Raw genomic sequence first — 12,957 nt, forward strand, 5'->3', positions numbered from 1 at the left:
ATTAATGATAGTATTATAAAAATATATATTAAAAAAGAGAAAAAAGAATTAAATATGTTAAAATTAAATGATAACGAAGTAGTTTTGGCTTAAGAAAAATTTAAATTTTATTTAAAAAATTAGTACTCCGTTATTAAAACAGCTGCAACGCCCCAAGCATAAAATTTAGTGCCAACAAGTAAAAAGTTAAAACAGAATATTATATTTACTTGCTGTAAAACCAGAATAATAAATTGAACTTAGATAATAATTTAATATTTTTCTTTAGTGCACTGGGGGCTTTTAATAGCTTAATTTTAAGTCTGTATTTTTTATTTTTTTGTAAACCATTAAATAGTTCTAATTACTTTTTGGGCTTGTTATTAGCTGCTTTAAGTATTAGAGTTTGGAAATCTTTATTCTTTTATTATAATCCAGATTTATCTAAAAACTACTTGCAAATTGGTCTATCGGCCTGTTTTCTTATAGGACCCTTTTTATATTTTTATATAAAATCTAAAACAACAACATACAAGCAGTATCGCAAATCATTAGTTTTTCAAATATCAGTTTTAACAATAGTTATTTTTGGTGTAGGCTTGCTATACCCTTATACTGCAAATATAGAGCTTTGGACTACTTATTTTTATACCGTAATTAACTATCAATGGTTGGCATATATAGTAGTTTCTGCTTTTTTATTAAAAAGTGCCTTAAAAAAAATAACAAACAAAAAAGAAAAACTAAACTATGATGATGTTTGGATGCTAAGCGTATTTTTTGGTGTTTTTATTATTTGGATTGCTTACTATACCGCTAATTACACATCGTACATTTTGGGTGCTTTTTCATTTACGTTTGCCTTTTACTTATCTGGATTACTGTTATTTTATAAAAGAAAAAAAGATTTTATTACATCAGAAAAGAAAGAAAAATACAGTGCAATACAATTGCAAAAAGATGAAGTACAACAAATTGTAAACAAAATAAAATTTGCTTTTAAAGAGGAAGAATTATATAAAAACCCAAATTTAACTTTACCTATATTGGCTAAAAAAATAAATATTAGGCCACAGTTACTATCGCAAGTTTTAAATAACGATTTAAACAAAAGCTTTACACAATTTATTAATGAATATAGAATTGAAGAGGCAAAACTGCTTTTAAAATCAAAACCAAACCTAAAAATTGATGTTATTGCAGAGCAAAGTGGCTTTAATTCTAAAAGCACGTTCTACACCGCCTTTAAAAAAGTAACCAACACAACACCAACTAAATACATTAATAAGTAATGTGTTGCAAAATTCCTAATGTATACTTTAGGAGTTTTATGGTATAAATCTGTAACAACCAAAAAGAAGATTGCTATTAGTATTGCTGCATTAATTATAAACAATAATGCACATATGAAACATTTTTTTTTAACCATTGGTTTTTTAATAGTAAGCAATATAACCGTTGCCCAAACAGACAGGTCTAAAATAGAAACCACTATTTTAAATTACATAAACGGCACATCTTACAACCAACCCAAACTTATAGAAAAAGCATTTTATGCTAATGCCAATTTATATTTAGAGAACAAAGAAAAAACGTTATGGGTAGTTCCTGCAAAAGAATATATTGGCTGGTATAAAAACAAAAAACAAGGAGAATTTAATGGGAGAATTGGCAACATCATATCTATAGATAATTTTGAAGGTATAGCTACCGCTAAAGCAGAAATTCTTTTTCCTGAGAGCAACTCTAGGTACATAGATATGTTTCTCCTTAAAAAAATTAAAAACCAATGGGAAATTATTAGCAAATCTGCAGCTAGTGAAAACAGCAACCAACAAGGAGATAAAATTTTATTTATAGTATCTAACGCATCATTTTATGGAGATTCTGATATTGCTACAGGCAATAGTTTTTCTGAAATAACCAATGCCTATACTACTTTTAAAAATGCTGGTTATACTGTAGATTTTGTTAGTCCTAACGGCGGAAGCATTCCGTTAACGTACATAGACACATCAGACCCGTTACAAAAAAACCTTGTGTACAACAAAGACTTTATGTACGCACTAAAACATACTAAAAAACCAATAGAAATTATTGCTAAAAATTACAAAGCTGTACACTATATTGGTGGTGGTAGTGCTATGTATGGCGTGCCAGAAAACAAGGATATCCAAAAAATTGCTATGGAAATTTACGAGGAGCATAACGGAATTATATCTTCCGTTTGCCACGGTACAGCTGGTATTGTAAACCTTAAAACTAAAGATGGCCGCTATGTTTATGAAGGTAAAATTGTTAATGGGTATCCAGATTCTTTTGAGAAAAAAGATGCTGAATATTTTAAACATTGGCCATTTTTAATTCAAAAAACCATAGAAGAAAGAGGTGGTATTTTTCAGTTTTCAAAAAGAAATACATCTCAGGTAGAAGTACAAGGGAACTTAATAACTGGGCAAAATTATTTATCATCTAAAGATGTTGCTTTACAAATTATTGAACGTTTAAAATCTAAAACCAATTAAACCTAAGCAACTAGCATTACTTAGCGCTTAATAACAGTAATTTGGGTTTGCTTGTTTGTATTTTTCCTAACGGAAAGTATAACAAGCAAACTCTTTTTTTTTAATTAATAAGGTTAAACCTTACAGATATAAACTGTTTTTAGGCAAAAAAACATTTACTAGTACAAAATCATAGCAATTCCTTTAATTTTATAAAAATAATAACGTAGATGTAAAATTATTAGACCACATAATTTATACAACCCAAACTACATTAAAAATGACAAAAAAAGAATACGCTAAGTATTTAGGAGATATTATAGATGAAGTTATAGATTTAGATGTTGAGTCTGATGATTTAAGTGATCAATTTTATGGTTATTTTCAGGCATTTATGCCCAACGGAACTAATCTTGAAAAGGTGTTTAAACCAATTAAAGAAGGAGACCTTTATTACAAACGATTGCTGAAAATTTTTAACGCTACTAAAGGCATCTTTAATGAATTAGCTACAGAAGGAAAAACTCCCGCGTATTTTTGTCCGGCTCCTACAAAAAACAAAGAGTTATTACTGTTATACGGAGAAAAATACATTAAAAACTTAACACTGTTCTCTAAAATTACAGGCGACCAGGAGTTTATAGACACTATGTCTCAAATTAAAACTGTAGAAATTTCGGATCTTGATGTTAGAACAAACAAAAACGACACCAACGCCATAGTTTATGAGTCAATTTCTGATTGGTTTATAGACAATACAGATTACAAAGCAACTATTGAAGTGTTAAGCGAGGCATACTACGCTATAAATTGTGATTATAATCTTTCGTATTATTTGCAGTATCCGTCTTACCAACAAAAAATAAATTTTGATGTTTTTGAGCCATACTTTAAAATATGGGAAATGGGGTATTACTGTTGGTTTAACCAAGGAAAACTAGTAATAGGAAAATAATATAAAATATATAATCATTTAGTTGCATTAACTAATAAAAATTGAAGTAAGTTACTATGGAAAAATACATAATTTCTTTAGAGAATTATATGTCTAACGAAAAGAGAATAGACACTACAGTTTCTTCTACTAAACAAGTACTAGAACAATACAAAAGCATTAATTGGTTTAATTTACTAACCAAAGCTACACCAGAAAACCAAAACGATTCTGACATAGTTGAAGATAATTCTTGGAATTTTTCTGTTTCGTTTAAAAGAAACAGAAAAGAATATATTTTGCATATTCATCCTCACCTGTATCCAAGTCCAAGTGTACAGCCCAATCAAATTAAATTGGTTTTAGAATATATGTCGTCTAACATTGTACCTACCTCAAAACTTAGTCAGTTTTTTGGAGGTTCTAAAGAAAAGTCTGTAAAAGAACATCAAACAGCCGCTACGGGTGTTTTACAAGATGATGCCCTAACTCACCTTTCAAATTTTTTAGATGGTAACCTTACAGATTTACATAGGTTTGGCAGCCTCTCTTTAAGTACAATTACCGATGAAAGTTATAAAGTATACTAAAATATAAGAAAACAGAATTAATTATAATTTATACAAAAAACTAAACTAGAGCGTTAAAGTTGCGTTTATTTATAGTTGTAGGCAATTTAAAGCGTAAACCATTAAAAACTGAAAATTGTATGAATAGAGTTTTAAAAATATCCTTTTTTTTTCTACTAATAATTTTTAGCTGTAAAGCTCAAAATAGCCAATTATCCAATTTTATTCCCAAAGGTTATACTGAATTTGAAAAATATTCTGGAGACCTTAATAAGGACGGATTGGTAGATTATGTTTTGGTAATTAAAAAGACTGATTCGGCAAATGTTGTTATGAATCAATTCAACAAAAAAGTTGACCGGAATAGGCGTGGAATTATTGTACTATTTAAAAATGCAAACGGTTATGAACTTGCTGATAAAAATTTAGAATGTTTCTCATCGGAAAATGAAGATGGTGGAGTTTATTTTGCGCCAGAATTATGGATTGAAATTAAAAACAACAAATTATATATCCATTTTGGACACGGCAGATACGGATATTGGGAATATACATTCAGATTTCAAAACTCAAATTTTAAACTAATTGGATACGATTCGAGTAGTAATCGTGGTCCCGTTATACTTAAAGAAACAAGTATAAATTTCTTAACAAAAAAGAAATTAGTAAAAGAAAATACAAATGAGAACGCAGAAAGTGGAGATGAAATATTTAAGGAAACTTGGAATAATATTGAAATAGATAGTTTAATAAAACTGTCTGAAATAAAAGACTTTGACGAGTTAGAAATGTATAAATATTAACTAAAAAGCAGCCCAGAACAAAGCCTAAAGCTAATGCAGATTTTTGTGCTTAGATGAAAACTTACAACCTCCTCCGCTGCAAACATAGACAGCACACCTCCTTACTATGCTTAATTTAAGCCTTGGCAACAAGCTAAAAAATTTCATCACCTATAATTAAATTCACTCTATTTCCAATTTTCTAACTTATAGTCTTCAATTTTTTTATTAATAAATTCTACCTCATATAAATGGGGACATTCAGAATCTCCAAATACAGATGAACTTAATGGTCTTTTAGAAGGAACTTATACGTTTAAAGCTGTTGCTACAGATAACGATGGGGCTTCTACAGAAACGCAATTTACGTTAACTGTAATAGCAGAACAAAACCCATCTGAGAATTGTAGCTTTAATACACCTTCTCAAACTGGTTTAGAAGATTTTGATATTAAAAAGTTTTCTAACGTTTTTGTATTAGGGACAGGAGGTCCATCTTTAAATAACTTAAAAACATTTACTATTAATTGGAATTCAAGATACAATGGATTATATCAATTTTCAATAAATACAAATAACGGTATTCCTGATTATTATATAAATTTAAAACCTAATATCACCTTTCAGTTTAAAAATGCGAATCCAGAAATATCTATTAGCAATAGCTTAATTCCTAATTTTGATGGTGATTACTGGGTAACATCAGATAATGGTAATTTTGTGATGGTTTCTAAAACTAATAATTTTACATTATACTTTAGTAACGAAACTACTGCTCCTATTTGTAATGTTATGTCTGATAACCAAGTAAATAAAATTTCTAATGATTCAGGTATTAACTTTAAGCTTTTTCCTAATCCTGCTGTAAATGAAACTATTTTTGTGAGTGCTAATGATGAAAAAATAGTTTATGTTAAGGTTTATGATTTACAAGGCAAGCTATTAATTGGTAAGCAAGACAATAGTACTTTGTTAAAAATAAATATTTCTGAAATTCCACCAGGAACATATGTTATAGAAATTACAGGTACAAAATCTAAAAAACGTTCTTTATTTGTAAAAAAATAGTACTTATAAAAGACTATTAAAATTAGTAACAATAAAAGCGGAATATCTATCACTAGGTATTCCGCTTTTTTTTTAGTGTGCGCGCCATAATTTATTACCCTACACTCCTATTTTTTCACTTTACACATTACAAATTTAAAGGCATAAAAGCACACACTTTTTATGCTTTTTAAGCACTTTTTCTACCTCTACTTTTATAATATTCACGCTATCAACTAATTATTTAAAATAAAAAACATATATTTGGGTGCCCAGTTTGGGCACCCAATTTAAAACATATTAAAATTAAAACACAAATTGTATTTATTATGGGAGTTTCTGGTGTAGGCAAAAGCACCATAGGTAGTTTATTATCTAAAGAGCTTTCTATTCCTTTTTTTGACGGAGATGACTACCATCCACAGCATAATATTTTAAAAATGTCTAAAGGGAAACCTTTAAATGACAACGACCGTCTGGGATGGTTACAAACCTTAAACCAACTTGCCATAACTGAACTTAAAAATAAAGGCGCAGTTATAGTTTGCTCTGCACTTAAAGAAGATTATAGAACTATTTTAAGCAATACCATTAAAAATGATGTAAAATGGGTGTATTTAAGCGGTTCTTATGAGCTAATTAAAAATAGAATTAATGATCGCAAAGGTCATTTTATGAATTCAGATTTATTACAATCTCAGTTTAACACATTAGAAGAACCTAAAAATGCAATTAAAGTAAACATAAGTTTAACTCCCAATACTATAGTACAAGTGATACGTAAACAATTAGAGAATACAGCAGAGTTTGGTTTGTTTGGATTAGGTGTTATGGGCAAAAGTCTTAGCCGCAACTTAGCACGTAAAGGATTTAAAATATCATTATTTAATAGACACGTAGATGGCAAAGAAGTATATGTTGCTAAAAATTTTAAAAATGAATATAAAGAATTAGCCAATGCTTTACCTTTTGATGCTATAGCTCCTTTTGTAAACTCATTACAAAAGCCCAGAAAAATTATGTTAATGGTTAATGCTGGCAACATTGTAGACCAAGTTATTAAAGACCTGTTACCTTATTTAGAAGAAGGAGATATTTTAATAGACGGTGGAAACTCTAACTACAATAAAACCAAAGAACGTTTTACATATTTAGCGTCCAAACAAATTCATTTTATAGGCGCTGGCGTCTCTGGCGGAGAAGAAGGTGCTTTAAAAGGCCCGTCTATAATGCCAGGCGGAAACAAAAAAGCATACAAACAAGTACAACCTTATTTAGAGGCTATAGCGGCTAAAGACGCAAATAATTTACCTTGCTGTACACATATTGGCACGGAAGGCAGCGGACATTTTGTAAAAATGGTGCATAACGGTATAGAGTATGTAGAAATGCAGTTACTAGCAGAGGTGTTTTTTATTTTAAAAGCTATGGGCAATAATCCAGACCAAATAGCAACAATTTTAAATGATTGGAAAAAAACAGCCAATAGTTACTTGCTAGAAATTACTATTGATATTTTAAGAAAAAAAGATAATGATGATTGGCTGGTAAACAAAATAATGGACAAAGCAGGCAATAAAGGTACTGGTAACTGGACCACAATTGCTACTGCAGAACTAGGTATACCAAGTACTATGGTTGCCTCCGCCCTGTTTGCACGTTACATTTCATTTTTTAAAGAAGATAGAGTTGCTGCCAATTTGCATTTTAAACCAACTACACCACACAACCTAAACCTAACTAATAATGAGCTTTTACAAGCGTATCAATTTGCACGCATTATAAATCATTACCAAGGTTTTAGGTTAATAGATGAAGCCTCTACACGTTACAATTGGGGACTGAACTTAAGCGAACTTGCCAGAATATGGACCAACGGCTGCATTATTAGATCTGATTTTATGTCTAGCTTGGTTACTACATTTAAAAGCACAAACAATATACTTACAAGTAAACCTATAATTGAACAAATAAACACACTTAAACCAAGTGCTAAAAAAATAGTAGCAGAGTGCGTTTTAAACGAAATACCTATTCCTAATTTTAGCGAAGCCATTAATTTTTTAATTGGTTTTGCAACTGCTAGTTCATCTGCTAACTTATTACAAGCACAAAGAGATTACTTTGGGGCGCACACTTACCAAAGAATAGATGATAATACAAATAAATTTTACCACACCAACTGGACAAACAACTAAACTATGCCAACAACTACAACTAAAAAATCTATATTTAAAAAAATACTTGCGCTTATTTTAAGCTTTGGACCAGGAATATTTGCAATTGGTTATACCATAGGTACTGGCAGTGTAACATCTATGATTGTAGCTGGCAGTAAATTTGGTATGCAACTGTTATGGGTGTTATTACTTAGCTGTATTTTTTCTGGCGTTTTAATTTTTGCCTACGGAAACTATGCGCTTCTTACCGGAGAAACTGCACTATATTCCTTTAAAAAACACTTTAAATACGGTAAGGTTTTAGCCATATTAATTATAGTAGGTATTACATTTGGGCAATGGAACTCTTTAATGGGAATTTTAGGTATATCTTCTAATATTATTTTTGAGATTTTAAGCATAAGTTTTGATGGTTTACGAGATTACGAGTACCAAACAATTTTAGGTATAGCAATTGTAATTATTATTACCTTTTACTTGCTTATGTTGGTTGGAAAATATACGTTTTTTGAAAAAATCCTAATCATTTTTGTCACCATAATGGGGTTATCATTCTTTTTGTCGTTCTTTTTTGTACAACCGCTAACTGTAGATGTGGTAAAAGGTTTGCTACCAAGCATACCAAATGTATCTGGAGGCAAAATGCTAGTTGCTGCCTTTGTTGGCACAACAATGGCATCTGCCACATTTTTATCTAGACCATTATTTGTAAAAGGTAAAGGATGGACCATTAAAAACCTTGCACAACAAAAAAAAGATGCCATTACCGCATCTATATTAATTTTTATAATTAGTGCAACTATTATGGCTGTAGCCGCTGGGGCTCTATTTTACCAAGGTAAAGAGGTAAACCATGTACTAGATATGGCTACAACCCTAGAACCTGTTGCTGGTAAATGGGCTGTTACAATCTTCTTTTTTGGAGCCTTAAGCGCTGGGTTGTCTTCAATTTTTCCTTGTTTATTAATTGCACCACTACTTATTGCAGACTACCAATCTGGTGAATTAGACACTAGCTCTAAACAGTTTAGAATTATTACAGCAATTGCTTGCTTGGTAGCACTTATTGGTCCTGCCTTTGGCGCAAACCCAATAGAGGTACAAATATTATCGCAAGTTTTTAATGTATTTGTATTGCCTGTAGTTGTACTGGGTATTATACTTATACTTAACAACAAAAAAATTATGAAAAACTATAAAACAAGCTTGGGAGTGTATATTGGTTTGTATGCAGCCTTATTCTTTTCTTTGCTTATATCGTACAACGGTATACTAGCTCTATTAAACTATTAAGCTATTAAGCTTTTTAGGCTAAAATACCACACAACTAAATGCAATACTATAAAATATCATCACCATGAAAATAAGTTTGATTGATGAAAACTCTAACAGAATAATGCAAAATGTTATTATCTGTAATATAAAAGATTTCATAAATGCTAAAAATTTAGAGCGCGGAGATAAACTTCCATCAGAGCGTATTATGTCTGAAAAATTTGGTGTAAAAAGAAACCATATTAGAGAAGCCATACGCAAGTTAGAGTTTTACGGTGTTGTAAAATCTATGTCGCAAAGTGGTACTATACTAGCTGTTGGGCTGGTTGGTTTTAATGGTATGGTTAATGAAATTATTGCCCTAGATACACCATCTTTTAACGAGCTTGTAGAAACCAGAATATCATTAGAACTAAAAACCGTAAAATTAGCAGCAGCAAGGCGCACAGAGGCAGATTTAAAACATATTAAAAATGCACTAGAAGCTTTTAAAGCTAAAATTACTGTAGGAGATGATTATTTGGAGGAAGACTTGTTGTTTCATTTAGCCATTGCAAAGGCTAGCAAAAACAATACTATGGTGTCTTTAATGCTATTGTTAATACCACCTATTTTAAAAACTTATGAAAGAGATACCGTTTGCGAAGGAGACCAAGTAAGCACAGAAATTAAAAAACATGAAGACATATTGCAAGCCATAGAAGCTAATGACCCAGAGTTAGCTACTAAAAAAATGAACGACCACTTTTTTAAATTATCAATGCATATAAAAAACATAAATATAAATGAAAAACTATTTTAAATTAGGTATTAAACACGGCAATACCGTAGCACAAATCTTATTTTTTAGCTGTTTGGTATTTTTAAATAGCTGCAAAAACAATGAGGATAAAACTACCACACCAAAAAGTACAAACACTGTAAAGGCACAAAAAACTGTTTATGCTAGTCATGTAATTCCTTTTTTTAACCATTGGAAACTTATTTTAGGTGATGGCTCTAATGCTGGTATTGCCAATAATTTTGAACATAAAGATTTTTTTTACACTACCAACGATGGCAAAAACAACTGGGTTGTTTTTAAAGCACCAAATGGCGGAGATACCCACGGAACATCTAACAATACCAGAACCGAATTAGCACAGGCTAAAAAATGGTATCCTAAAACGGCTAACGACAAATTAGAAGCTACGTTAAAGGTGATGAATGTTTCTGCAACTGGTGATGCACGTGTTGCAGCATCTTACGCTATAGTAGTTGGACAAATACATAGTGCAGATAAACACGAGAATGAACCGCTAAAAATATTTTACAAAAAGTTTCCTGGCCACAAAAAGGGTTCTGTTTTTTGGCATTATGAAATTAATACCGATGGTGAAGACAACAGCAAAAGATGGGACTATTCTACTGCCGTTTGGGGTCATAATTTTTCTGTAGTTGGCGACACTGAAAACACTTACCCAGAAGAACCAGAAGACGGCATAGCACTAGGTGAAGAATTTAGTTATAAAGTAGAAGTTAAAAATGGTATTATGAGCCTAACGTTTAGCAGCAAAGGCCACCCAACAAAAACATTTACAAAAAATTTACTAGTGTCCAGTTACACTACAAAAGACAGCATACCTGCACAAACACAAGCCTTATTTGTACCCATTGGGCAAGATGGTGTAGAGCGTAAAAATGCCTATGCTGGCGAGGGTTGTTTTTTTAAACTAGGCGCCTACAACCAAACCAATGGCAAATCTCCAGAGGTAAACAAAAATTGGTGCTCTGGTGCAGAAACGCACAATGGCAACATACAAAAGCAATATGCAGATGGTAATTATGCAGAGGTTTGGTTTAAAACCGCAAGCATAACAGTTAGCAACACAGCTGTGTCTAACCAAGGGTATTTTGATAAAAACGACTAACACTATTAATTATAAAAATATGAATACTACTAAATTAACCGGTAAAAACATACTTATAACCGCAGGTGCACAAGGTATAGGAGAAGCAATTACAACCCACTTTATAGATAATGGCGCTAACGTTGCTATACACTATTTTTCTAGCACAGAAACAGCTAATAAATTAGTTGCTTACGCTACCAATAAAGGGCAAAAAGCTATTGCCATTAGTGGCGACTTAACAAAAGAGGAAGATGCCAACAACTTGGTGCAAAAAACGGTAGCAGAGCTAGGTAGTTTAAATATACTAATTAACAATGCAGGCTCCTTAGTTGCACGCAAAATGCTGCAAGAAATAGACGCTAATTTTTGGAACAAAGTAATGGATATAAACCTAACATCTATGTTATTTGTTACTAGAGCAGCAACACCATATTTAGCCAAAAACACTAATAGTAGCATAGTAAACCTAGCTTCATTAGCAGGGCGTAAAGGTGGGCACCCGGGTTCACTGGCCTACTCTACTAGCAAAGGCGCAATATTAACACTTACCAGGGCATTATCTGCAGAATTAGGTCCGCAAGGCATAAGGGTAAATGCTGTAGCACCAGGGCTTATACTTGGCACCTCTTTTCATAACACGCACACCACAAAAGAGTCTGCCGCGGCTACAACAGCGGGCATACCTATACAACGTGCAGGTAACGCAGATGACGTTGCTAGAGCCGTGGTATATTTAGCTTCTGAGTATAATGGTTTTATAACCGGCGCAACGTTAGACATTAACGGTGGTGTGTACAATATGTAATGCTATATTAAAAAAGTTTTTTAGGTAATTAAAAAAATCTAGTGAAGCAACTTCACTAGATTTTTTTTGCATTATAATTACCATTTATACTAAAAAATGTGCCAATTATACATTTACTTAATTACGATATAAAAAATAGTTTTAAATTGTAGGAAAATTAGTAACCTAAAAAAGCTAAATGTGCGTTTATACAACCATATTGGCGGAATAAACGCAATAAACTGCGTTTATTTATAGTTGTGCATAATGTCCCAAAACCATAGAAAATAAATGAAAAACCTGAATGGAACTTGGTTAAAGATTAAAACAGGAGACGACTATTGTCGACCAGAATTTATTGAATTCACTAACGACCAAATTATCCATTTTGAACTTGAATTAAAACACGGAAATGAATTATCAAAAGTCCGAACTGAATGGAGCGAGAAACTTTCCGAATCAAAATATGAATTCGTAAATGACAACCGAATAAGAATATTTAGAATGGGAAAAACTCTCACGGTTTTGAGCGAAACTGAATCTAAAACAGAGGATACTGAATTTGCGACTGACTATGAAAGAATTGAACCAACGAAAACGGAACTTGAATCTAAAAAAATTGAGACGCTCAAATTCAAAGCACAGTGGAATAACGAGAAAATACCATTAACATTCAACAAAATTTTGGATAGTCCAGTAATCCAAGAACTGAATAAAAGAATGAAAAGAAATGGACGGAAATTAATATTAGAAAATTTGCAAGGAACTTATTTCGCGTCAATTTTCGAAAATGATGAACGAGAAACACTAATCGGAATTAAGGAAATAGATGAGCAAAAAGCAATATTATTCGGATTTCCAGAAAAACCTTATGAAATAAAAGCTGAATAAAACACTATGCACAACAAAGAACTGAGGTAAAAAACAAACAAATTCTTAAATATTAAAAAAAATACAAAAAATAAAAAACAAAAAAATAAAAAATAATATATTAAAACTTATATTTATATT

Annotated in this window: 12 protein-coding genes; all 12 read left to right on the forward strand. The window is 31.3% G+C overall.

Annotated features, from left to right (window positions below):
* The first annotated feature begins 233 nt into the window (after nucleotides 1-233).
* The 12 genes from BFJ87_RS12040 to BFJ87_RS12095 all read left to right on the forward strand — a co-directional run bounded on the left by BFJ87_RS12040 (nucleotide 234) and on the right by BFJ87_RS12095 (nucleotide 12,837).
* Nucleotides 234-1,271 carry a helix-turn-helix domain-containing protein gene (locus BFJ87_RS12040; RefSeq protein ID WP_077404794.1) on the forward strand — a complete coding sequence of 346 codons (1,038 nt, stop codon included), beginning with the start codon at nucleotides 234-236 and terminating at the stop codon, nucleotides 1,269-1,271.
* An 18-nt stretch (nucleotides 1,272-1,289) separates the two neighbouring features.
* The gene (locus tag BFJ87_RS12045; protein ID WP_245799633.1) at nucleotides 1,290-2,504 is read left to right on the forward strand and encodes a nuclear transport factor 2 family protein; all 1,215 of its coding nucleotides are present in this window, start codon (nucleotides 1,290-1,292) and stop codon (nucleotides 2,502-2,504) included.
* 259 nt (nucleotides 2,505-2,763) lie between these two features.
* Nucleotides 2,764-3,438 (forward strand): hypothetical protein, encoded by a 675-nt coding sequence (locus tag BFJ87_RS16995; RefSeq protein WP_077404796.1) that lies wholly within the window; start codon nucleotides 2,764-2,766, stop codon nucleotides 3,436-3,438.
* A 56-nt stretch (nucleotides 3,439-3,494) separates the two neighbouring features.
* Entirely contained in the window at nucleotides 3,495-4,007 is a 513-nt protein-coding gene (locus tag BFJ87_RS12055; RefSeq protein WP_077404799.1) for a hypothetical protein, read from the forward strand.
* Nucleotides 4,008-4,066: 59 nt separating this feature from the next.
* On the forward strand, nucleotides 4,067-4,789 hold the full coding sequence (locus BFJ87_RS12060) for a hypothetical protein (protein ID WP_245799634.1): 723 nt from the start codon (nucleotides 4,067-4,069) through the stop codon (nucleotides 4,787-4,789).
* Between the two features lie 702 nt (nucleotides 4,790-5,491).
* Nucleotides 5,492-5,836: a T9SS type A sorting domain-containing protein gene (locus BFJ87_RS12065; RefSeq protein ID WP_077404805.1), complete on the forward strand. Its 345-nt coding sequence runs from the start codon at nucleotides 5,492-5,494 to the stop codon at nucleotides 5,834-5,836.
* Between the two features lie 308 nt (nucleotides 5,837-6,144).
* Nucleotides 6,145-8,013 (forward strand): NADP-dependent phosphogluconate dehydrogenase, encoded by a 1,869-nt coding sequence (gene gndA / locus BFJ87_RS12070; RefSeq protein WP_077404808.1) that lies wholly within the window; start codon nucleotides 6,145-6,147, stop codon nucleotides 8,011-8,013.
* Nucleotides 8,014-8,016: 3 nt separating this feature from the next.
* Nucleotides 8,017-9,288, forward strand: a complete 1,272-nt coding sequence (locus BFJ87_RS12075) for an Nramp family divalent metal transporter (protein ID WP_077404811.1) — start codon at nucleotides 8,017-8,019, stop codon at nucleotides 9,286-9,288.
* 64 nt (nucleotides 9,289-9,352) lie between these two features.
* Nucleotides 9,353-10,072 (forward strand): FadR/GntR family transcriptional regulator, encoded by a 720-nt coding sequence (locus tag BFJ87_RS12080; RefSeq protein WP_077404814.1) that lies wholly within the window; start codon nucleotides 9,353-9,355, stop codon nucleotides 10,070-10,072.
* Entirely contained in the window at nucleotides 10,056-11,180 is a 1,125-nt protein-coding gene (locus tag BFJ87_RS12085; RefSeq protein WP_077404817.1) for a polysaccharide lyase family 7 protein, read from the forward strand. Before BFJ87_RS12080 ends, BFJ87_RS12085 begins: the two co-directional genes overlap by 17 nt.
* A 19-nt stretch (nucleotides 11,181-11,199) precedes the next feature.
* Nucleotides 11,200-11,967 carry an SDR family NAD(P)-dependent oxidoreductase gene (locus tag BFJ87_RS12090; RefSeq protein ID WP_077404821.1) on the forward strand — a complete coding sequence of 256 codons (768 nt, stop codon included), beginning with the start codon at nucleotides 11,200-11,202 and terminating at the stop codon, nucleotides 11,965-11,967.
* A 270-nt stretch (nucleotides 11,968-12,237) separates the two neighbouring features.
* Nucleotides 12,238-12,837, forward strand: coding sequence for a hypothetical protein (locus BFJ87_RS12095; protein WP_077404824.1), 600 nt, complete (start codon nucleotides 12,238-12,240; stop codon nucleotides 12,835-12,837).
* Nucleotides 12,838-12,957: the final 120 nt, after the last annotated feature.

The organism is Cellulophaga omnivescoria (assembly GCF_001999725.1).
Classification (GTDB): domain Bacteria; phylum Bacteroidota; class Bacteroidia; order Flavobacteriales; family Flavobacteriaceae; genus Cellulophaga; species Cellulophaga omnivescoria.

Excerpts from the sequence above, each read along its gene's own strand:
- BFJ87_RS12055 (WP_077404799.1), top strand. The coding sequence starts at position 3,495 with ATGGAAAAATACATAATTTCTTTAGAGAATTATATGTCTAACGAAAAG.
- BFJ87_RS12095 (WP_077404824.1), top strand. The coding sequence starts at position 12,238 with ATGAAAAACCTGAATGGAACTTGGTTAAAGATTAAAACAGGAGACGAC.
- gndA (WP_077404808.1), top strand. The coding sequence starts at position 6,145 with ATGGGAGTTTCTGGTGTAGGCAAAAGCACCATAGGTAGTTTATTATCT.
- BFJ87_RS12085 (WP_077404817.1), top strand. The coding sequence starts at position 10,056 with ATGAAAAACTATTTTAAATTAGGTATTAAACACGGCAATACCGTAGCA.
- BFJ87_RS12075 (WP_077404811.1), top strand. The coding sequence starts at position 8,017 with ATGCCAACAACTACAACTAAAAAATCTATATTTAAAAAAATACTTGCG.
- BFJ87_RS12065 (WP_077404805.1), top strand. The coding sequence starts at position 5,492 with ATGGTTTCTAAAACTAATAATTTTACATTATACTTTAGTAACGAAACT.
- BFJ87_RS12045 (WP_245799633.1), top strand. The coding sequence starts at position 1,290 with ATGTATACTTTAGGAGTTTTATGGTATAAATCTGTAACAACCAAAAAG.
- BFJ87_RS16995 (WP_077404796.1), top strand. The coding sequence starts at position 2,764 with ATGACAAAAAAAGAATACGCTAAGTATTTAGGAGATATTATAGATGAA.
- BFJ87_RS12090 (WP_077404821.1), top strand. The coding sequence starts at position 11,200 with ATGAATACTACTAAATTAACCGGTAAAAACATACTTATAACCGCAGGT.
- BFJ87_RS12080 (WP_077404814.1), top strand. The coding sequence starts at position 9,353 with ATGAAAATAAGTTTGATTGATGAAAACTCTAACAGAATAATGCAAAAT.